Annotated in this window: 18 protein-coding genes; 2 read left to right on the forward strand and 16 right to left on the reverse strand. The window is 53.9% G+C overall.

Annotation, left to right across the window (positions count from 1 at the left end; translation table 11 throughout):
* Positions 1–138: 138 nt before the first annotated feature.
* The 11 genes from C7E00_RS10220 to C7E00_RS10270 form a co-directional block, all read right to left on the reverse strand.
* Positions 139–1482, reverse strand: coding sequence for a TldD/PmbA family protein (locus C7E00_RS10220; protein WP_105304190.1), 1344 nt, complete (start codon positions 1480–1482; stop codon positions 139–141).
* Complete coding sequence (locus C7E00_RS10225; RefSeq protein ID WP_167836555.1) at positions 1479–2852, reverse strand: TldD/PmbA family protein; 1374 nt, start codon at positions 2850–2852, stop codon at positions 1479–1481. Before C7E00_RS10225 ends, C7E00_RS10220 begins: the two co-directional genes overlap by 4 nt.
* A 120-nt stretch (positions 2853–2972) precedes the next feature.
* Positions 2973–3836, reverse strand: a complete 864-nt coding sequence (locus tag C7E00_RS10230) for an NAD(P)/FAD-dependent oxidoreductase (protein ID WP_204378604.1) — start codon at positions 3834–3836, stop codon at positions 2973–2975.
* Between the two features lie 69 nt (positions 3837–3905).
* Positions 3906–5237, reverse strand: a complete 1332-nt coding sequence (locus tag C7E00_RS10235; RefSeq protein WP_105304193.1) for an MATE family efflux transporter — start codon at positions 5235–5237, stop codon at positions 3906–3908.
* Positions 5238–5280: 43 nt separating this feature from the next.
* Complete coding sequence (locus tag C7E00_RS10240; RefSeq protein ID WP_105304194.1) at positions 5281–6618, reverse strand: bifunctional diguanylate cyclase/phosphodiesterase; 1338 nt, start codon at positions 6616–6618, stop codon at positions 5281–5283.
* Positions 6615–7130 (reverse strand): hypothetical protein, encoded by a 516-nt coding sequence (locus tag C7E00_RS10245; RefSeq protein WP_105304195.1) that lies wholly within the window; start codon positions 7128–7130, stop codon positions 6615–6617. Before C7E00_RS10245 ends, C7E00_RS10240 begins: the two co-directional genes overlap by 4 nt.
* A gap of 237 nt (positions 7131–7367) precedes the next feature.
* The gene (locus C7E00_RS10250; protein WP_105304196.1) at positions 7368–7946 is read right to left on the reverse strand and encodes a hypothetical protein; all 579 of its coding nucleotides are present in this window, start codon (positions 7944–7946) and stop codon (positions 7368–7370) included.
* Positions 7947–7949: 3 nt separating this feature from the next.
* Positions 7950–10091, reverse strand: a complete 2142-nt coding sequence (locus C7E00_RS10255) for a hydantoinase/oxoprolinase family protein (protein WP_105304197.1) — start codon at positions 10089–10091, stop codon at positions 7950–7952.
* 84 nt (positions 10092–10175) lie between these two features.
* Positions 10176–11486 carry a C4-dicarboxylate ABC transporter gene (locus tag C7E00_RS10260; protein WP_105304198.1) on the reverse strand — a complete coding sequence of 437 codons (1311 nt, stop codon included), beginning with the start codon at positions 11484–11486 and terminating at the stop codon, positions 10176–10178.
* Positions 11487–11552: 66 nt separating this feature from the next.
* Positions 11553–12494, reverse strand: coding sequence for a winged helix-turn-helix transcriptional regulator (locus C7E00_RS10265; protein ID WP_105304199.1), 942 nt, complete (start codon positions 12492–12494; stop codon positions 11553–11555).
* 74 nt (positions 12495–12568) lie between these two features.
* On the reverse strand, positions 12569–13924 hold the full coding sequence (locus C7E00_RS10270) for an FAD-dependent oxidoreductase (RefSeq protein ID WP_105304927.1): 1356 nt from the start codon (positions 13922–13924) through the stop codon (positions 12569–12571).
* 125 nt (positions 13925–14049) lie between these two features.
* On the opposite strand from C7E00_RS10270, the gene C7E00_RS10275 reads away from it, so the two are divergent.
* Both C7E00_RS10275 and C7E00_RS10280 read left to right on the forward strand, forming a co-directional pair.
* Positions 14050–14745 (forward strand): N-acetylmannosamine-6-phosphate 2-epimerase, encoded by a 696-nt coding sequence (locus C7E00_RS10275; protein ID WP_105304200.1) that lies wholly within the window; start codon positions 14050–14052, stop codon positions 14743–14745.
* On the forward strand, positions 14745–15632 hold the full coding sequence (locus C7E00_RS10280; RefSeq protein ID WP_105304201.1) for an ROK family protein: 888 nt from the start codon (positions 14745–14747) through the stop codon (positions 15630–15632). Before C7E00_RS10275 ends, C7E00_RS10280 begins: the two co-directional genes overlap by 1 nt.
* 28 nt (positions 15633–15660) lie before the next feature.
* Here the strand turns inward: C7E00_RS10280 and C7E00_RS10285 are convergent, their stop codons facing one another.
* From C7E00_RS10285 to C7E00_RS10305, 5 genes are read right to left on the reverse strand one after another with little or no spacing between them, the layout of a single operon-like run.
* Entirely contained in the window at positions 15661–16605 is a 945-nt protein-coding gene (locus tag C7E00_RS10285) for an ornithine cyclodeaminase family protein (protein WP_105304202.1), read from the reverse strand.
* The gene (locus C7E00_RS10290; RefSeq protein ID WP_105304203.1) at positions 16602–17798 is read right to left on the reverse strand and encodes an aminotransferase class I/II-fold pyridoxal phosphate-dependent enzyme; all 1197 of its coding nucleotides are present in this window, start codon (positions 17796–17798) and stop codon (positions 16602–16604) included. Before C7E00_RS10290 ends, C7E00_RS10285 begins: the two co-directional genes overlap by 4 nt.
* Positions 17795–18775, reverse strand: coding sequence for an ABC transporter ATP-binding protein (locus tag C7E00_RS10295; protein ID WP_105304204.1), 981 nt, complete (start codon positions 18773–18775; stop codon positions 17795–17797). The genes C7E00_RS10290 and C7E00_RS10295 overlap by 4 nt, the downstream gene beginning before the upstream one ends.
* Complete coding sequence (locus C7E00_RS10300) at positions 18768–19820, reverse strand: ABC transporter ATP-binding protein (protein ID WP_105304205.1); 1053 nt, start codon at positions 19818–19820, stop codon at positions 18768–18770. Before C7E00_RS10300 ends, C7E00_RS10295 begins: the two co-directional genes overlap by 8 nt.
* On the reverse strand, positions 19817–20827 hold the full coding sequence (locus tag C7E00_RS10305; RefSeq protein ID WP_105304206.1) for an ABC transporter permease: 1011 nt from the start codon (positions 20825–20827) through the stop codon (positions 19817–19819). Before C7E00_RS10305 ends, C7E00_RS10300 begins: the two co-directional genes overlap by 4 nt.
* Between the last annotated feature and the right edge of the window lie 7 nt (positions 20828–20834).

Genomic DNA, 20834 nt, shown 5'->3' on the forward strand with positions numbered 1-20834 from the left:
CAGGTACCAGAATCACTGCAAAAAGAACCGGCATCCATAAGAGACCGGCCAAAAAGATCTTCTCTTTCCAGCTCAGTCTGCAGAAAGCCGGCCATAACCAGAACAGACAGAGGTACCGATGCGATGCAGATCTAGCTGCTATTCTCCGCTGAGCGTTACTTTTCCGATCCGGATCGGGCAGGTGCCGATGCCATAGTTTCTCAGATATTCCATCGGCCTGATCACTGCCTCAGAGCCGACTTCGCTGATCTCTCTCAGCATGGTGCGGAAATTGCCGCTCATGGTCAGTCCCCGTACCATGCCGCACTCCTTTCCATCTCTGATCCTGACCGCATGCACCGGAACGCTGAAATCCCCCGAAGCAATGTTCAGGGAATGGAACAGATCAAAGTATTCCGTGATCAGAAAGCCATCTCCCATATGTGCTTCCATCTCTTCCAGAGACGAAGTCCCCGGAAGAATGCAGAAATTCTTCGGCGTCTCCTTGATATCGGTCGGAATCATTCCGGAAAGCAGCGGACGTCTTCCTGCATTTCCAGTCGGCGGCACCTGCAGAAGCTCTGCGCTCTTCAGACTGCAGATCGGCTGCACGAAAACTCCGTTCTTCACGACGGAAACCGTCTGTCCTTTCGTCCCTTCCGAATCCAGGAAGGCCGGAAAACCGCCGTCTGGATCCGGGGTATCTATGATGGTCAGAACGTCTGAAGATACCTTCTGACCAATCTGTCCAGAAAGACAGCTGTCCCCGCAGGAAAGCTTTCCCCCGGAGAAGATCTGCCAGGCAGTCATGAACATCTGACCGGCAGCCTGGGAAGAAAGAATCACCTCATACGAACCTGCCTGCGGCAATACGGCCGGAATCATGCCTGCCTGAAGACGGCGGACAAGCGCTTCCGCGATGCCGGAAAGATCGAATTCCTCCGGGTCAGATGACATGCGTTCTTCCTTCACTGCCAGATCCTCCCCGGCCAGAGTAACGGAAAGCAGATAGACCGGTGATGTAAAGCCTCTGTCCATTCCCATTCGGTTCACGGTATGCTGACCATATGTTTCTGCGGTCAGCTCCAGCATGCATTCCGTCTGATCTTTCCAGGTACCGATCTTCGCGGCAATGGATGCGTCCATGTTCATCGCAAGCTGCTTCAGCTCTTCGATCGTCTCGGGTACTTCCTGATCCCTGGACCATATCTCTTCCGAGGCAGAAAATGGCTCAGGGTCTTCGGTGGAATACAGGCTGTTTTCATAGGCCTGCTTCAGAAGTCCCGCGGCATCTTCCTCAGGATCCTCCGTATAGGCATAGCCAGTATGTTCACACTTCACCCGCACGAAGATCTGCACCGAGGAAGTTTCCTTCACCCCGCTGATCTTTCCCTGTTCGATCTGCACTGAAATCAGCCGATGGGTTTCTGCATTGACTTCTGCATCCTTCACCCCTTCCGGAAGATTCCTGAAACTCTTCTGATACGCATCCAGACTGATCATTCCGTACCTCCGACATTCATTTCGCTGATCCGGAACCGCGGTTCAGAATTTGTGGTCATCACCAGCCCGGAAGAAGCACCGCAATAGCCGCCGCCCTCTTCAAAGACGAGTTTCCTGCCGACGCGGTCAACCCGCTGAATCAGCTCAGAAGCATCTCCGCTCAGCGTGATTCCGGAAATCGGCTCGGCAAGTCTCCCGCCGCGGATCCGGTAGCCGTAATTCACCGCCACGGAGAAATTCCTGCCGCTTGACCCTCCTCCGACTTCCGTTACATAAATCCCATCAGAAAGAGAAGAAATCATTTCGTCATCATCATCCTCTCCTGGCGCAAGATACGTATTATGCATTCTCGCACATGGCGCATACGTATAGCTCTGCCTGCGTCCGGATCCGGTCGAGCCGGTACCGGTCAGTCTGCCCCCGAGAATGTCTGCCATCTGCAGGACCATCTTCCCGTGATCAATCAGGATATTCTTCTGAGTCGGATGCCCTTCATCGTCCATGCGCTCAGATCCGCACAGCCCCGGGACTGATCCATCGTCAATCAGCGTGACCTTTCTGCTGGCGATCATCTTTCCTCTGCTATTCCAGAACGGTCCCGACTTCCCCGCCTCCGTTTCCAGATTATGCCCGCAGGCTTCATGCCAGAAAACGCCCGGACTGCCTTCGCCGAAAACAACCGGCAGCACGCAGGACTTCATCCCGGGGGCCTGAAGTCTCTTTTCAAGTCCCTTCACGAAACCCGATGCGAATGGAATATGCTCGCCTTTCTCAAACGCCTCATACCCTGCCGGCCGGATGAAATCCCCGAAGGAATAGACCTGCCGGCCATTCCAGCCCACGGTTCCGGCAAGCCGCACTCTGGTGAATACTCTCGTATCAGAGACATCGAGTCCATCGCTGTTCAGGATTCTGACCTGCTGCGTCTGGTCAAAGTAGGTCAGCTCCATGGACTGAACCTGTACCCCTGAGGTACGGACCGCCTGGTCCATTTCCTGAAGGCGGAGCACCTTCTGATCTGTACCGACCTCTTCCGGCATGATGCGCACCGGGCAGACCGCCTGATCGGATACCGGAAATGCATTCCTGTTTCCTGACCAGCCGGCTGTTTCCGCATCTCTGATCAGCATCGACCCTGTTTCCGCAAGCGACAGCAGTCCCTGTCTGCTCAGATCATTTCCATACAGATAAACTGAAGAAGTGCCTTTCAGAAGATGCAGACCGACCCCGCAGATATGCAGGCTTGTCACGCCCCCGATGACGCCTTTCGAACATCTGATCTTATTGTCATGCCGATCTTCAAAAAACAGTTCAGCGAAATCCGCCCCGGTCGCTGATGCTTTCTCAAGTACCTCGCGTGGTTCCCACATTTCCATATATGTTCTCCTTTCGAAGATCGTTATCACCAGTTTATCGAGCCGGCGGAAGAAAGCAACCTGTTTCAAAAAAAACGTGCTTCCGGAATGTTCCGGAAACACGCAGAATCCTGCTTATTTCGCTGTTTTTCTCGTAGCGAGATAGCCAGCCGCAGAAAGTGCAGCGACATTGCCCTGGCCTGCCGCCTTGATGTACTGATATGGGAGGCCTGCAATATCTCCTGCAGCATAGAGACCCGGAATCGAAGTGCTCATATCAAGCTTGACCTTCACATGCGGACCATCGGTCTCAAGACCAGGCACCAGCTGGCCTGGGGCTACGGCATCACGCAGCACGAAGATGCCATCCACCTGGTATTCGTTTCCGGCAGTCTTCAGAGCAGTGACCTTCTGATCGCCGAGAATGGATACCGGGCGTTCCCGGATGACGGTTACCTTGTCATTGGTATGCACCTCTCCCTGATACAGCGGGAAGTAAAGAACTTCCTCAGCATATTCCGTCAGGAAGTCTGCTTCTTCTTCCTCTTTCTCGCTGCCGCCGATCACTGCGGTCTTCTTTCCTTTATAGAAAGCACCATCGCAGGTAGCGCAATAGCTCACGCCTCGGCCGAGGAATTCTTCTTCGCCAGGATAGGGCTTGCCGGCAACGACACCGGTCGCAAGAATGACGGTATCTGCTTCATAGGAATCCTTCGCTCCCTGAAGCGCAAAGTAGTCTCCCATCGAATAGATGCCCGTGATCTGATCTTCGGTGAACTTCACGCCCATCGAGACCGCATGGCTGATGAATGCTTTCTGCATCTGTTCGCCTGAGATCTCCGGAAGTCCGAGGTAGTTATTGATCTGATGTGCTTTCTGAACTTTCAGACTGCTCTTTTCAGAGCCGAAGACAATGATATTCTTCTTCCGCACCAATGCGGTAATTGCGGCTTCCAGCCCAGCCGGGCCAGTACCGATAATCGCGATTTCATAACGCATATCTGTTTCCTCCATTCGGTATGTTTACTCTAACCGAAAAATGGTGATCCGTCCTGCAATCTGCCCGGACTATTTTCCGACCACCCGGAAATTCTTCCATTTTCCGCTTCTCCATCTGGCATAGAAGAAACAGATCCGCACGATCCAGTCGCAGTACATCGCAATCCAGATTCCCTGGGTTTGCAGGCCCAGCACCGTTCCGAAGAGATACGCCCCGACAATCCGGACACAGAACATGGAGCCGACCCCAACTGCCATCGTGAACCTGGCATCGCCAGCTGCCCGGATGGCATTGGGCAATACGAAAGCAGGCGCATGCAGCAAGGCGGTTGCCGCAAAGCACAGAATCATGATCCTCTGTACTATAGCGGCGGTTGCCGGGGTCATCTCATACATCTGCATCAGCAGCGGCAGAGAGATCCAGCAGAGGCCGCACTCCAGAATTTCAGCCACCCAGGCAATCTTCACGAGCTTTCTTCCGTAGAATTCTGCTTCCTCATAGCGGCCGGCGCCGACGCATTGGCCGACCGCGGTCATGATCGCCAGCCCCAGGGCATTATCAGCGATATAGCAGAGATTGCCGAGTCCGTTTGCGACCGCATTTGCGGCAATTTCTGAAGTTCCGTAGGTACTCACGAAGATCGTGACGATGATCCGTCCCATCTGGAAGAGGCCGGATTCCACGACATTCGGAACCGCCATGGACATGATTCTGCGGAGCGTCGGACGATCTGCCATGAAGATCTGTTTCCAGCGGATGCATAGCTCGTTTTCCGGATCGAAGCAGAGACGGAACATGATCATGGCAGCGACTGCCCGTGAGACCAGGGTCGGCCAGGCAACACCCGCCACGCCAAGGTGCAGCACATAGACGCCGAAATAATTGCCTGCCACATTGATGACATTCATCAGGATCGAAGTATTCATGATGGACTTTGTCCTGCTCATGGAGCGATACAGCGCGCAGCAGCTGTTATACATGCCGAGAAACGGAAATGATAAAGCAGTGATGCGGAAGTAGGTCACACCGGCATCCATGACTTCCGGACTGATGCGGGCATAGAGCAGCGTCAGGATGTTCCGGGCAGAGAAGAAGCAGACTGCCCCGAGGATCAGCGGAATCAGAATCGAGATCATGATCAGCTGGGATGCCGAAAGATCTGTCTCCTCTCTATTGCCATATCCAAGATACTGAGAGGTGACGACCGAGCCGCCGGCCGCCAGGGCATCCATGACTGCAATCACGAGCCAGTTGACTTCGTTGACGATCGAAACGCCGGAGATGGCTGCTTCGCCAGCTGAAGAGACCATGACGGTATCCAGCATGCCGACCAGCATCACCAGCACCTGTTCCACCATCAGAGGAAAGATCAGTTTTCGCAGCTGAGTGTCTGTGAACATGATTCTAATTCTACGACGATGCGGTGTTTGGAAACCAGAGAAATCAGGAGTTGCTGAGGGCAAGATACTCAAGGAACTGATCTTCCGGCAGGGGCTTTGAGAAATAGTAGCCCTGCAGATAATCCGTTCCTCTCTGAATCAGCATCTGCTTCTGCTTCTCGGTCTCCACGCCTTCTGCGACAGAACGGCGTTCCAGACCCCGGATCAGCGACAGCATGTTCAGGAAGATGACATTGCGGACCGGATCTTTCTCCGATTCCCAGAGAAAACTCTTGTCGATCTTGATGAGACGGAACGGATACTTGGCGATATATGAATAGCTGGCATTGCCGGTGCCGAAATCATCCAGAGAGAACGAGAAGCCTTCCTGCTGGAGCTTGCGGATCGAGTTGACCATGACGGACTCATTGAAGATGACTGCCGACTCGGTGATTTCCAGATTGATGCGATGCGGGTCGACATGATAGCGGTCCAGGATGGCACGGAACGTTTCGGCCAGATGATCATCCATGCACTGGACGGTGGACAGGTTGACTTCAATGAAGCGGATTCCTCTTTCAAGCACATCGCTTTCCGAAAGAAACCGGCATACTTCCTCGAATACCATCTCCCCGATTGAATGGATGAGACCGGTCTGCTCTGCCACCCGGATGAATTCTTCCGGAGAAATGCTGCCAAGCTTCTCATCATGGAGACGCACAAGTGCTTCCGCGGAACGAAACCGGCCGGTCCGGGCATCATAGATCGGCTGATAGTAGACCCTGAAGCTTTTTCTGCTGATTCCTCTCTGCAGGGCCTGCTCGACTTCGAGCTGACGTTCCTGCTGCTTCAGCACATCCGTGAACATGACCGGATTATCGCTGCCGATCACCTGCTGAGCGATCGTGCTCATGAACAGCAGAAGCTGCTTTTCATCGCGGATCTGGTCCGGGATGCAGGCCATCCGGACCGAAGCAGTCACGGCGACGATTGCGGTCTCATAGATCCAGGTGCCTTCAAACTTCTTTCTGATTTTTTCTGCAAAGGCTTCTGCATTTTCTCTGGTTTCGGCCGGCATCACGATGATGAACTGGCCCTGTTCCGAGCGGAAGCACCGGAGTCCGTCTCTGGAAAAGCCGTGCAGCCAGCTGCCCATCTCATGGAGAATTCCCGCCATGACGGTACTGCCGAGGGTCATCTGATAATAGCTGCTGTTGCGGATATCCAGGGCGATAATCCAGGTATGATACGATGCGTCATAGAATGGTCTGACAAAGCGCAGCAGGGCATATCGGCTGAGCAGGCCGGTTTCCGTATCACGGAATCTCGAATCATCTTCGATCGTGAAGAAACAATAGAGGCAGGAAAGGATCTGAAACACGATTGCCATCTGCAGGATCAACAGGTGCCTGCCGGACTCAGAAGGCCATGATAGTCTTTCTTCTGAAAAGAATCATGATGCTTCTGAAGGAAAAAGAACAGGCATGCGCAATAGAACCCGACGATGAACCTGCCTGCCCATCCCAGAGCGGAAATCCTCTGCTGATGAATTGTCTGGAAAATCACCGATCCGAAGAGGAATATCTCCGGAATGCTGAGCAGCACTTTCTGCCTGGTCCGCATTGCTCTGAGTTCTCCGGCAAGTTCCAGGAGATAAAGCAGAAAGACAGACGGACAGGTCAGCCGCAGCAGGCGGGAAAAGGCTGCGGAAAAGGTCAGAGGTGATGTCTCTGGAGCTGCGATCACGAACAGCTCGGAAAAGGAAGCAGCGAGCATGAACAGGACAAGCAGACTGAAAAGCCTGGCCTTTCGGATATGCAGATTCTCCCGGCTGTAGATCATCAGCAGAAGAAAGATGCAGAAAATGCACGTGCAGACATCGACCGTAATAAAAAAATGATATATATCAAGCACTGAGAAGACTCCTTGCTATACCCCTTTTCTACCCCAGACCATGATATCACAGGAACACGCAGAATTGCAGGCATGCTTCCCTGCATGCAGGGAAAAAGAATCAGAACATCTGCAGGATCATGGATGTGCTCATTTCAGCTTTTTCAGGATTGTTCACCGACCCCATAGAGCACGTTCTGCGATCCAGAGATGGCGCAAAAAAAGCTGCAGCAGTATTGTGTCTGCTGCAGCCCTGCTTCAATCGGTCTTCGATTTCTCTCTTGCCGCAGAAAGGTCACGGTAAGTTCGTGCAAAGGCATGAGCGCCGATCTCACTCAGGGCGCGGATGCCGGTATGGCCGAGCTTCAGCTTTCCCAGCTGGATCATGGGCACCTGATAGAGACGGGAGGTAAGACCAAGTTCGGTCCATTCCAGAAAATGATAGTACTCATGGCTGAGAATCAGATTCTCGGCAGATTTCAGGTCGAGGGAATTCTCCTCTGCCCATAGCGCGATGGACTTCAGATACAGATTGACTTCTTTCTTTCCGGAGATATAGTCGCTGAAATAGCGCTGGTTTCCGGATACGAAATCAATGTTCTTTTCTTTCAGAGTCAGTCCGCTTTCTCTGCAGATCGCAAAGAAATCATAGCTGCCATGGAACTGCTGAAAGGTTTCGCGGGCAGCTGCTTCTCCTCTTGCCCAGGCTTTTTCGGTAATCGGCTTGCGATCCTCAGCCGGAATCCTGGAATAGCATGGATCATAAGAGAGTTCTTTCAGGGCAAGATCATGATCCGGGAACGGAAAATGATCTGACTTCCGTTTCTTCTCTCCCATGGGCTATTCCACGCGTTTCGTGCCGATCACGATCAGCGGCTCGGAATCGGGAAGGCCTTCCAGTTCGACCTGGGCAAGCGAAATCACCTGTTCTGGTTTCTGCATGCCCGAGAGATCGACGATTCTTCTGCCGACGATGAGATACAGATTCGGGAGACTGGAGCCGCCGTCGTTGTATTCCGTCAGTTCTTCCAGCATCCAGTTCACGTCTTTCTTCCAGGCGGAAATACTGCTCTGACGAACCGTGGCATTGCTCTTCTGCAGGCGGATGACGCCCTCGCTGTCAATCAGGCGCAGCGGATGCGTCTTCTTGCGGAAGAAGAGTTTCTTTTCGACTTTCTCTGCCGTGACAGCAGCCATGCCTCCAGTACGGGCTTCAATCTTCAGCTCAGAAGGATTCATCGCCAGATTGGAAGCTGCTTCCTGAATCAGTTCGGCTTCACTGAGTTCTTTCTTCAGGCGATCATGAGACCGCATTTCCGTAGCACCGGTAGCGATTGCCCGGACGATGTTGCGCTGCGTATCGACCTCTACCTGAATCTCGATCGTGCCCAAAGCAGCTCCGTTCTGGATCGCTGCCTGTTCTGCTTCTCTGCGGACCGCAATGATGTCGTCCTGGGTCGGGTTGGTCACGGAACGTTCGACCATATCGCGGACCATTGCCAGCGCGACGCCGATCGTGGAGATAACCGGCGCATTGCGGGCAATGCGGTGACGATGTCCCATCGTCTCAGCAAGGTGCGGAACCACGGAAGCAGCGCCTCCGCCGCCGCCGACGAAGATCGTCGTCCGGGGATCCATCTCATACATCTTCATGAGTTCCGCTGCGACTTTGGAGTTCTTGGCAGCCGCAAAGCCGAGGACTGCTTTCGCTGCCGCTTCCACGCTGACGCCCATATTGTCAGCCAGCGGTTTCCATGCCTTCTTCGCTGCTTCCGGATTGCCGTAGGCATAATCTTCCGGCTTCACATAGCCGGCGATATTGGCGGCACCGGACAGGGTCAGGGCATACTTCTTTCCATCTGCGCATTCGATCATTGCATATTCCGGATCGCCTGCCATCGGACGAATGCTCACGAGTTTCGGGTCTCTGATCTCTTCCGGCTTTGCATAGACTTCATAATCGAGGTCCGCAATATGAGCAGATCTCGGTCCGGTATCGACTGCCTTGCCATCTTTCAGCTCGATCATCGAGCCGCCGCCGATGCCGACCGTATGCACATCAAGTGAGTTCAGATAGGTCTTGAAGCCGCCGACTTCCGCATAGCGGATCATGACTTTGCCATCCTTGACGCAGGAAATATCCGTGGAAGTTCCGCCGACTTCGAAGAAGATTCCATCGGTAAGCTTCTCATACATCAGAGCTCCGGCAACCCCGGCAGCAGGTCCGGAGAGAATCGTCAGAATCGGACGGCTGCGGACTTCATCGACGGTCATGACGCCGCCATCGCAGCGCATGATCATCAGCGGTGCCTTGATGCCTGCTTTCCTGATGGACTGATCAGTCATGGCTGCGGTTTCCAGCATCTTCGGCATGATGGAAGCATTGATCACCGCCGTGCGGGTGCGGATCTTCAGGCCGTAGAGCTTGGAGATATCGTTGGTTGCGGTTGCCGGAAGGCCCTGATCCGTGCAGAGCTTCACGACGAGATTCTCATTGGAAGGATCATCGACAGAGAAGGCTTCGGCAGCCACGAAGGACTGACAGCCCTTTTCTTTCAGCGCATCGATCGCACCCTTGATATCTTCCTCGAGACTGCCTGAAGAGCAGTCAATATAAGCATTCTCCGTTTCAAGAAATTTACCCGGGGCAAGCTCGATATTGCCGATCGTCGTATCTGCCTTTGCCTTGGAGCCCTCCAGACCGCTGCCGAGGGTGATGATGCCGACCTTGGCGACATCTCCTTCCAGCAGGGCATTGGTTGCCTGCGTGGTGCCGTGAGCGATGAAGGAAACGTCATCAGGAGAAATATGATATTCCTCCATGATCTTGTGCAGCACTTCGATGATGCCCGCTGCGACGCCTTCCTTCGCCCGATGCGTGGTCGGGGTCTTGACATACCCGATCAGTTCAAATGTGTCATTGTCGATGGCGACTGCATCCGTGAATGTGCCGCCGACATCGATGCCGATTCTTACCTTCATTGCCTGCCTCCGTACTTGATTGGAAAAATGAGGCGCCTCCCTTGTTCAGAAAGGCGCCGAGTCTGCTGAATATGCTTGAGAAACTCAGAAGAAACGAACACCGGAAATGATGACACCGATGACTGCAACTACCCAGAGATACGGCAGCAGTTTCTTCGTCAGGGCATTGACATCCACTTCGCAGAAGTTCGCGGTCCAGACGTTCTGGGTATTGGTCGGATCGCCGCATGCCTGAATGCGCTCTGCAGAGAGGAAGGCTCCCATGACTGCCTGCGGCTGCAGCGTGCCAAGACCGATGATCAATGCAGCGATGCCGGAGCCAAGTCCGAACAGGTTCATCGGGCCGCGGTACAGTGCCAGCGGAGCAAGCAGCGAGAAGAAGATGATGAAGCCGGCTCTTGAGGTCGGAGTCACCTTGAGCAGGAACGGATCGAGAACGGTCTTGACGTTTGCGTTGGTAACCGCAAGGAACAGAATGCCGATGCCGATCATGAGCAGAACTGCAGGGCCTGCATCCGTGACGCCGTCATAGCCGGACTTCACGAGCAGATTCATTGCCTTGTCCCAGGACTTGCTGGTGAAGATCAGGATCCAGAGAATGCCGACCATGAAGGACGGGCAGACCGGAATCTTGAAGAACGCGACGAGGATGATCGGAATCAGCGGCGTGATCATGGCAAGGAAACCGCGGGCACCAGTCAGACTCTTCTCCCCGGCTGCCGGCTTCTTATCTTCTGCCGGTGCAGAGAATGCGAACTTGATGCCATTGCGCTTGAATTCAACGATGATCAGAACGAGGGTCGCAATTGCGGTCAGAATCATCATCGTCGTCTCGAAGGACTGGATCTCTGAAATATCGAGGCTGAAGATGTTTGCATAGTTCTGCCACTGAGCGATGTTGATCGTAAGTCCGGTCGTGAAGGCCATCATATAGATCGCAGCCGCGCTCATTGCCGGAACGCCGATCGAAATCAGAATCGGCAGAACGATGGACCCGGTCATGATGATTGCGCCCAGTCCGCTCAATGTCGTGAACAGAATTGCGACCACTGCGACCATGATGATCGTGACGACGAACGGCTTGTCTCCGCCCAGCTCTGCGCTGCGCTTGATGATGTTCTCAGTAACGCCCGTCTTGTTCATCAGCTGAGCAAGCCAGGCGCCGAAGATGACGGCCATGATTGCCGCGCCCATGCGGACGGTTCCTGCTTCAAGAACGGTCTGCAGCCAGCCGATTGCGTTTCCGTCAGCGTCTTTTCCGACTGCCGGAACGCCTGCGATGATGCAGATGATGACCGCCAGCAGCGGAAGCGCCAGCAAGGTCGGCATCTTCTTTGTGATCATGAGAGCTGCGATGATCACAAATGCGATGATGATCAGAATCCCTTGTGCCATAGTTTAATCTCCTTTCAGATAACCCCTTTTTTATCGAACACGGTATGGCTTACCGGAGGCTCCGGATCAGGAAAACTTCAGTTCATTGCGTACCCATCGGGCCATCCCTTCATGGTCTGATGAAGTACGGGAATCCACGAAAATGACTTTCGGCCGATCGTTCTCAAGCTTGCTGAAGAGATCGTTTTCCAGCTCTCCCGCATTGAACTTCTGCCTTCCGGAATCGGAAGAGATGAAGATGCAGGCCAGCGGAAACATCATGCAGAGAGACATCATCAATCCTTCGAGTCCGTCTTTCTCGGCAGCGGTATCAGCATCTTCCGGCAGGAAGGAGCGGCAGAACGACGGCAGAATCTCAATGGTCTGCTCATCCGCGGTGATGCTGGCGGCCACTTCGGTCCCGAGTCTGATCTGGGCACAGCACGAAGCAGTTTCCTCTTCTGCTAATGCTCTGGTCACGGTGTAATGCATGGAGTAGTCTTCGATCACCGGCACCTTCAGATACATGCGCAATGCATCGGAGAGCTTCATCTGGGGCGCATATCCGCCTGCATCCATCATGACGTTGAAGTCGCTTTCCTTCATATCATCCTGGAACAGAAGACCGACGCCCAGCACCCTGGACCCCTTCAGCGCCTGCCGGATGAGCTCCGCTAGATCATTGCCGGAATGCCAGCGGTCCATCAGCTTCTTCTGCGATTTCAGAGAAATCGAAAGATCGAACGTGCTGAACCAGATGCTCCGGCGGGAGATCTCGAATATGGCAATCATGCCAAAGTCCGGATTGATCTCCAGACAGCGCTGGCTCCGGCCGCCGGTGCTGATCGTGCCGTTTTCAATCAGCACGTTCTGCTCCAGCAGATGCGAAACCAGGGAAGTGACAGTGCTGGCGGAAAGTCCGGTCTTCTGGGCAAGTGAAATCCGGGAAATCCCTGGATTTTCCTGAACCAGTCTCACGATCATCGTGAGATTTTCTTTCTTCATGTCTTTCAGACCGCTCTTCTTCATGATCTTTCTCTTTTTTCGGACTTCGAAATAACTGGTTTTAACGTAGCACACATCCGGAAGGACTGCAAGGGCTTTCAGCGGTACTCGCCGAGTTTCTCCTTCAGTTCAATTCCATTGACTGCATGCAGGTCAATTCCCTGATCCAGGGCAAGCACGCAAGCTTCGCCTGCTGCCTGGCCGATGTCGATGACCGTCGGAATGATGCGGATGCTTGCTTCCATGAGGAACTCTGTCGAGATGCACCTGCCGGCGGCACAGATATTCTTCACTGCGGAAGAAATCATCGCCCGGTACGGAATCTCATAGTAATCACCTGGCTGATACGAAATCTGATGCACCAGCGACTTCTTTGCCGAATGCACATCAATGTACCAGTCTCCTCTTGCAACGGCATCTTCAAATCTCGCCTGATTCGTATAGTCGCCAGCAGGCATGACATAGTCGCCGATCAGTTCCCAGGATTCTCTGATCCCGAGCATGGAAGCTTCCTGAACCAGATAGCAGTGCTCAAAGCCAGGCATATATTCTTTCAGGAACTTCATGAGGCGGGCAATGGATCTGCGCCCTTCGATGATTGCTCCGGATCGGTCCAGAGCATGTTCGTTATCCATGAGATGGACGAGATGCGGACAGTTGAAGGAAAGCACGCCCGGTTTTCCCGGAACGGTATAGTTCTGGAAATAGCGCAGATCATCCGGAATCAGAACACCGTCTTTCACCGCCTGATCAAACAATGGCTGCAAGGCAAAGCCTCTTCCGCCTACCATGGCAGATTCGAAATAATCTCCGGCTTCATGATGAACGCTGTAGGTATCATTCAGAGAGAATACATAATTGCGGTATTTTTCGATATCGACTCCGCCGACTTCAAACCGCAGCGAGGAGATCTGATTATTGCCATCTTCATCTCCCCGCCGGCAAGGAACACCTGCCAGCCGCAGCACCATTGCATCGCCAGTCGCATCCACGAACTGCTTTCCGAGCACGGCGCATAATCCTTCCGTGACTGCTACGACCAGGCCTCTGATCTGATCGCCTTCCATCAGCACATCGGCAATCGCTGCATCAAAGAGCAGATCGCAGCCGGCATCGGTGAGCAGTTCGTCCCAGCTGTGGCACATCGCTTCGGCAGAATACCAGCGCTGGTTGCTGACGCCATGGTCTCTGACCGGCGCAATCGCATTGAGCTTTTCTTCAAGCGCATAGAAGTTGCTGTGATGGCCCGTATAGGAACGCATCATCGGGGTGACCAGCGCATTGACGCTGGATCCGCCTAAACGGATGGATTTCTCTACGATGAGGGTTTTCTTTCCTGCTTGTGCTGAAGTCAGGGCTGCCGAAGCACCGGCGCTGCCGCCTCCGGCAATGATGGTTTCCCAGGTTCCGAGGACTTTTAGTTCGCGCCCCTGATAAGAAATGGTCTCTTTCATAATCTCTCCTGTCTTTTCAGTTCTGATTTTCCGATCTACAATTATTTCGGAGTCCGCAATAACTGCTTTCAGCATAGACGATTTTCTGCCAGATGCAAGCAGCGCGGAAAGAAAGAAGGAAAATCATGAACCAGAAAAATCAGGAAATCCTGGATTCCATTCACGGAAAGCTGATCGTCTCCTGTCAGGCACTTCCGGAAGAACCCCTGCATTCCAGCTTCATCATGGGCCGCATGGCTTTAGCAGCCACGATGGGAGGAGCCGGAGGCATCCGTGCAAACACTGTCGAAGATATTGCAGAGATCAGAAAGAACACCAGTCTTCCGATCATCGGCATCATCAAGAAAGACTATCCGGATTCGGAGGTATACATCACGCCGACCATGGCGGAAGTTGATGCCCTGATGGATTGCGGCGTTGAGATTCTGGCAATGGATGCGACCGCCAGAAAGCGCCCGGGCGGACAGTCTCTGGATGACTTCTTCCGGGAAGTGAAGCAGAAGTATCCCGAGCAGCTGTTCATGGCTGACTGCGCAAGTCCGGAAGATGGCATGCATGCCGCAGAGCTCGGCTTTGATCTGATCGGCACGACGATGGCAGGATATACGGACTACACCAGAGGGGTGAAGGTTCCGCCGTATGCCATGATCAGGAAGCTGGTGCTGGAGTCCGGCAAGCCGGTGATTGCGGAAGGCCATATCTCAACCCCGGAAATGCTGAGACATGCGATGGACATGAATGTCTGGGCAGTCGTTGTCGGCTCGGCAATCACCCGGCCTTATGAGATCACGAAGACTTTCATGAAAGCCCTGGAGGACTGATGAGCCGCATCGGTCTTCTGGATATCGGCGGCACTACCATCAAGAGCGGAATCCTGGATCATGGAACCCTGAGTGCCAGAGAAACCATTCCCACCTGTGCTTCTATGGGAGCAGAGCAGGTGATTGCCCGGGCGATGAATCTGCTCACAGCTTTTTCTGATCTCGATGCAATAGGCATCAGCACCTGCGGACAGGTCGATCCGGAGAATGGTTCCATCGCTTATGCCAATGACAATATGCCCGGCTATACCGGCATGAAGGTCAGGGCAAAGTTCGAGGAACGGTTTCAGATTCCCTGTGCCGTGCTGAATGATGCATATGCGGCTGCAGCTGGCGAACATGCATGCGGGGCAGCCGCAGGTGCTTCGGATTTTCTGTGCATCACGTATGGAACGGGCATCGGCGCAGGCATCTGGCTGAATGGTTCCCCCTATTACGGAGCTGGTCCGAATGCCGGCATCATGGCTGGCGGCATGATCGTGCATGCAGAGAAGCGGGACGATCCATGGGCAGGAAGCTATGAAAAAGCAGCCTCCACTACCGCATTGCTGAAGATGGCACAGCAGGCAGATCCTTCGATTCTGAATGGCCGTTCCTTCATGGAACAGGCAGAACACGATCCTGCTCTGATGCAGGTGCTTGAGGCATGGACGGAAGAGATCGGCATCGGCTTATGCTCGTTTGCGGCGGTCTTCAACATTCCGCTCTTCGTATTAGGCGGCGGCATCATGGAACAAACGATCGTCTTCGAAAAGACCGTGCAGGCATTCGAAAAGCACCTGATACCGGGCTTTCGGGGAATCGAGCTGAAAAAAGCCCGGCTTGGAAACCAGGCAGGGCTGTATGGAGCTGCAGCAATGGCAGAAGCCATGCTTGCAGAAGCGTGATTCAGAGCAATCCGGAAGGATTGCTCTTTTATTTACCGAGAACCAGATATCTTCCGCAGATCACATCTTCCACGGCAAGGCCAAGGGCATCGAAGAGCGTGATCTCCTCGTCGGATTGTCTTCCTGGAACTTTTCCAAGCAGAAGCCCGCCGAGGCTGCCGCGGATATGATCTTCCGCAATCAGGCCTTCCGACAGCGGAATGAGATATTCTCCGGATTCCTTCTTCATTGCCGAGATTTCATCCGCATAGACCTTCGAAGCAGCGAAGAGTTCGGACGTGACCTCCCTGGTCGTCGGGGTGAAGGTGCCGACGGCATTGATATGAGCACCCGGACGGATCCACTCCTTCTTCAGATAAGGCTCCTTCGAAGGGGTCACGGTGCAGATGATATCTGCATCTTTCACGGCCTGTCTGGCACTGTCAGCGACAGTGACTTCAAGTCCGTAAGCAGCCTTCATCTCTTCCGCACACTTTCCGGCTGCTTCTCTGCGCAGATCATAGACCGAGATCTCTCTGATCGACGGACGCACCAGCAGGATCGCAGCAGTGTGAGACCTTGCCTGAGCCCCTGCTCCGATCAAGGCAAGCTTCTGAGCATCTTTCAAGGCCAATAGATCCGTAGCGACTGCCGAGACGCACCCGGTACGCACTTCCGTGATGACCGAGCAGTCGGCCATGCCGATCGGAAAGCCATGATCGCTGTCAAACATCATGACGTAGCCCATGTGGCTCGGGTATGGTGTCCCTGCATTATTGGAATTCGCATCGATGATCTTGGCGCCGAAGCAGCTATGATCGCCAAGATATGCCGGCATGAAGCCGAACGTATTGCCTTGCGGCAGGTGATTGATGGAACGCAGCGGCTGAACTGCCTTTCCCTGTTCCAGGGCAATGAATGCCTCTCTCATCAGCGGAATGCATACTTCCGGAGTCAGCCTTTTTCTGGCTTCTTCTGCTTCTACGATAATCATTCTTCTTTCCTCCTGAATCCATGTGCTGCAAAGACCTTTTCCAGCCGGCCGATGGCAGCGATGACCTCTGTTTCCATAACTGCGGTACAGATCCTTGCGCAGCACTTTCCGCCATAGTATTCTTCTCCGCGATCGCAGGCAAACAGCGCTTCTTCTTCCAGCATCCTGAACAGAGCGTCCGGTTCCATACCCAGCGCGGAAAGGTCTGTCCAGAGCACATATCCTGCATCCGGCGTATATGCTTTCACCCCTTCAAAGGAACTGAAGAAGTTCAGAAAGCGATCGGTATTGCGCTTCAGCACTTCAATCAGCTGGCTGAGCCATTCTGCGCCTGCCGGCGTATATCCGCCGATGAGCGCTGCATAAGCCATCGGATCGATACTGCCGAAGTGATCGGCAGTACGCTGTTCTTCAAATGCACGATAGAGTCCGGGATTGCGGATGATCGCATTCGCATGGTTGACGCCGGTAAAAGAAAACGTCTTTCCCATCGAAAGGATGGAGATCACCAGATCGCTGTCCTTCGCCAGAGCAGTAAGCAGCGGGACCGGTTTCCCGTTCAGCGGGATGTCTGCGAAAATCTCATCAGAGAGAATCGGCATCCGGTATTTCTTGGCCAGAGACAGAAGCTGATGCAGTTCTTCCTCTGACAGCACCTGACCGGTCGGATTATCCGGATTGCAGAGCACAAACAGCTTTGCCTTCGGATCGGAAAACTTTCTTTCCAGATCTTCAAAGTCCGGATGGAATCTTCCTTCTTTTTCAATCATCGGGCTGAAGATGGTAGTTCCTCGCTTCAGACGGCGGGCTGCCTGATCGTAGCGATTGTAATCCGGAGTCATGAGCACCATGTGCTCCTCTGGCTTCACAAACAGACGGATCGCAGATGCGACGGAGAAGATCGTGCCCTGCATCGGCAGAATCCAGTCAGGAGAAATATCTGTCTTCCGGATGTTCTTCACCCACCAGCCGATATGGTCTCTGTAATTCTGATCCGCGATCGTAAAGCCCATCAGTCCGTTCTCTGCACATTCCTTCATCGCATCGATGACCGGCTGAGCGGTGCGGAATTCAAACTCTGCCCCGCTGAAGCTCGGAAGGTTGTGCTGGCGGATCGCGGATGGGGTGAACATCAGATCCTTGAGGTTCCCCCTGCCGGTTCTGGAAACCCGGGTCGTGAAATCATACTTCATGCTGGGTCTCCATAATGAAAGCAGGCAAGGCGGTGGCCCTTTCTGATCTCTCTGAGTTCAGGGGTTTCATGATGGCAGCGTTCTTCTGCGAATGGACATCTTGCCGCAAAACGGCAGCCTGGGCTCGGATTGACAGGACTGGTGACTTCGCCCTGCAGAATGACCTGGTTCTTCCGGTCAGCTTCAAAATCGGGATCTGCAACCGGAACTGCATCAAGCAGGCCTTGGGTATACGGATGAAGCGGATGGTCATAGACTTCAGAGGTATACCCGGTTTCCACCATCTGCCCCAGATACATCACGCAGATTTCATCGCTGATGTAACGGACCATTGAAAGATCATGGGCAATGAAGAGATAAGTCAGCTTCATCTCTTTCTGCAGATCCACCAGCAGGTTCACGATCTGGGCCTGCACCGAGACATCGAGAGCGGAAATTGCTTCATCGCATACGATGAATTCCGGATTCACGGCAAGCGAACGGGCAAGGCCGACGCGCTGACGCTGGCCGCCGGAGAATTCGTGCGGGAAGCGATTGGCATGTTCGGCATGCAGGCCGACTTTCTCAAGCAGTTCGTAGACCATCTGCATGCGTTCATGATCATCCGCTCCGATGTGATGGATTTCCAGTCCTTCCTTGATGATTTCCCCGACGGTAAAGAACGGGTTCAGGGAAGCATAAGGGTCCTGATAGACCATCTGCATCCGTCTGGTCAGCTCTCTTCTTTCTTTTCCATGGATGGATGTGATGTCTTTTCCGTCAAAGAAGATCCTGCCGCCATCCGGTTCATAGAGACGGACTAATGTGCGGCCGACGGTCGTCTTGCCGCAGCCGGACTCTCCGACCAGACCGAGCGTGCGCTGACGGGGAATCTGAAAGGAAACATCATCCACCGCGTGCAGAATCCGGTTATGCCCGAGATTGAAATATTTCTTCAGGTGGTCGGCCTGAACAAGCGTCTGATTGGTTTCAGTCATGAGCAGATCCTCCGATTGCAGTGCTTCTGTCTCCTTCCGATAGATACGGCGGGATGAAATCCTTCGAACAGCGCGCATCCAGCAGCCAGCACTTTGCACAATGTCCTTCAGAAACGTTCTTCAGATCAGGATCATGGTGCAGGCATGCTTCAAGACAGTACGGACAGCGCGGCGCAAAGGAGCAGCCGGAGGGAGGCGCATAAAGGTCCGGCGGCGTGCCGGGAATCGACATCAGCCGGGCATCCGACTTCTTCCGGCGGTCCGGCATGGAGCCAAGCAGGCCGTAGGTATACGGGTGCTTCGTGGAATAGAAAACATCCCGGAGAGACCCTTCTTCGACGATCTGACCTGCATACATGACCGCAACCCGATCTGCCATGCGGGCAACAACGCCGAGATTGTGCGTGATCAGAATGATGGCGCATCCGGTTTCTTTCTGCATGTCCATCATAAGTTTCAGAATCTGGGCCTGGGTAGTGACATCGAGGGCGGTCGTCGGTTCATCGGCAATTAGCACGGATGGATGGCAGCACATCGCCATGGCGATCATGACCCTCTGGCGCTGGCCGCCGGAAAAGGTGTGCGGATAGCGGCGGAAAGATTCTTCCGGGTTCGGGATTCCGACCTTAGCGAGCATCTCGATGGCTCGTTTCTTCGCATCCGATCGGGAAATCTTTTCATGGACCCTGATCGCTTCCGTCATCTGTCTGCCGATGCGCTGAACGGGATTCAGAGAGGTCATGGCATCCTGGAAGACCATTGCGAATTCCCTGCCTCGGTATGCCCGCATCTCTTTTTCTGAAATCCTTGAAATGTCTTTCCCTTTGTAGAGGATGCTGTCAGAGAAGACAATCGCAGGTGGTTCTGGATTCAGGCGGATGATCGACTGCGTGGAGACCGATTTCCCGCAGCCCGATTCGCCGACAATGGCAAGAGTCTCCCCGGGATCGAGATGAAAGCTGACCCCGCGGACGGCATGGATCGTTCCGGAGACTGTTTCGAAATTCACTCTGAGGTTATTCACTTCAAGCAGATGTCCGCTCATTCTGCCACCTCCTTTTTCATGCTTTCTTCTGCCTGTCTGCGCTTTTTCCGCCATGCCCGCGTGGAGAATTCCTCGCGCAGCTGCGGATCAAGATCGTCGCGCAGGCAGTTGCCCAGCATGAAGAATGCAAAGATGATCAATGCCAGAACTGAGGAAGGAAGAATGAACTGATAGAAATGGATCCGGTACAGGTTCGCGCCGTCGGCGGCAAGCTGGCCAAGGGAAGTCATCGGCGGAGCAATGCCGAGGCCGATGAACGCCAGGCTTGCTTCAATGAACATTGCGGCAGGGACGGAGCTGGTCAGAGATACGATCATGTTGCCGAGCACATTCGGAAGAATATGCCGGAAGATGATCCGGCCGGAAGAAGCACCGAGCGTTTCGGCAGCCAGCGTGAATTCCCGGTTTCTGAACTGCAGGATGCGGCCGCGGTATCCTCTGGCCGGGCCCATCCAGTTCATGATGGCAAGGGCAAGGATGATTGACTGGGCCCCGCCGCCGAAATAGACAATGACCAGAATCAGATAGATCATCGAGGGAATGCAGAGACCGACATCGATGATGCGCATGATGATCATATCCACCCATCCTCCGCACCAGCCGGAGATCGAGCCGATCACCATGCCGAAGGCAAATGGAATGATGGCGCCGATGAATCCGACTGCCAGCGAAACTCTGGCCCCGACCCAGACTCTGGTCCAGATGTCACGGCCGACGGAATCGGTGCCGAACCAGTGCTGGGCAGACGGAGAAAGATTGCTTTCCAGCAGGCTGGTCGTATCGTACCGATACGGCGACAGCATCGGCGCAAAGATCGCCATCAGAATCACCGCCAGAATCAGAATGACGCAGAACTGACCGAGGCGGTCTTCCCGGAACTTGCGCCAGACCCCCTGCCAGTAGCTGACAGACGGACGGACGATCTGTTCCATGTCCATTTCCGACCGATCTGCAGGGACAAATTCAGAGACAGGGATTTCATCGTTCTTATTCATTGCTGTACTCATTCAGAAA

Source organism: Anaerolactibacter massiliensis, assembly GCF_900290205.1.
GTDB lineage: Bacteria > Bacillota_I > Bacilli_A > Erysipelotrichales > Erysipelotrichaceae > Bulleidia > Bulleidia intestinalis.

What these genes read in the sequence shown, in the direction of transcription:
- C7E00_RS10220 (WP_105304190.1), bottom strand. Translation starts at nt 1,482, where the DNA reads ATGATCAGTCTGGATGCGTATCAGAAGAGTTTCAGGAATCTTCCGGAA.
- C7E00_RS10225 (WP_167836555.1), bottom strand. Translation starts at nt 2,852, where the DNA reads ATGTGGGAACCACGCGAGGTACTTGAGAAAGCATCAGCGACCGGGGCG.
- C7E00_RS10230 (WP_204378604.1), bottom strand. Translation starts at nt 3,836, where the DNA reads ATGCGTTATGAAATCGCGATTATCGGTACTGGCCCGGCTGGGCTGGAA.
- C7E00_RS10235 (WP_105304193.1), bottom strand. Translation starts at nt 5,237, where the DNA reads ATGTTCACAGACACTCAGCTGCGAAAACTGATCTTTCCTCTGATGGTG.
- C7E00_RS10250 (WP_105304196.1), bottom strand. Translation starts at nt 7,946, where the DNA reads ATGGGAGAGAAGAAACGGAAGTCAGATCATTTTCCGTTCCCGGATCAT.
- C7E00_RS10255 (WP_105304197.1), bottom strand. Translation starts at nt 10,091, where the DNA reads ATGAAGGTAAGAATCGGCATCGATGTCGGCGGCACATTCACGGATGCA.
- C7E00_RS10260 (WP_105304198.1), bottom strand. Translation starts at nt 11,486, where the DNA reads ATGGCACAAGGGATTCTGATCATCATCGCATTTGTGATCATCGCAGCT.
- C7E00_RS10265 (WP_105304199.1), bottom strand. Translation starts at nt 12,494, where the DNA reads ATGAAGAAGAGCGGTCTGAAAGACATGAAGAAAGAAAATCTCACGATG.
- C7E00_RS10270 (WP_105304927.1), bottom strand. Translation starts at nt 13,924, where the DNA reads ATGAAAGAGACCATTTCTTATCAGGGGCGCGAACTAAAAGTCCTCGGA.
- C7E00_RS10275 (WP_105304200.1), top strand. Translation starts at nt 14,050, where the DNA reads ATGAACCAGAAAAATCAGGAAATCCTGGATTCCATTCACGGAAAGCTG.
- C7E00_RS10280 (WP_105304201.1), top strand. Translation starts at nt 14,745, where the DNA reads ATGAGCCGCATCGGTCTTCTGGATATCGGCGGCACTACCATCAAGAGC.
- C7E00_RS10285 (WP_105304202.1), bottom strand. Translation starts at nt 16,605, where the DNA reads ATGATTATCGTAGAAGCAGAAGAAGCCAGAAAAAGGCTGACTCCGGAA.
- C7E00_RS10290 (WP_105304203.1), bottom strand. Translation starts at nt 17,798, where the DNA reads ATGAAGTATGATTTCACGACCCGGGTTTCCAGAACCGGCAGGGGGAAC.
- C7E00_RS10295 (WP_105304204.1), bottom strand. Translation starts at nt 18,775, where the DNA reads ATGACTGAAACCAATCAGACGCTTGTTCAGGCCGACCACCTGAAGAAA.
- C7E00_RS10300 (WP_105304205.1), bottom strand. Translation starts at nt 19,820, where the DNA reads ATGAGCGGACATCTGCTTGAAGTGAATAACCTCAGAGTGAATTTCGAA.
- C7E00_RS10305 (WP_105304206.1), bottom strand. Translation starts at nt 20,827, where the DNA reads ATGAGTACAGCAATGAATAAGAACGATGAAATCCCTGTCTCTGAATTT.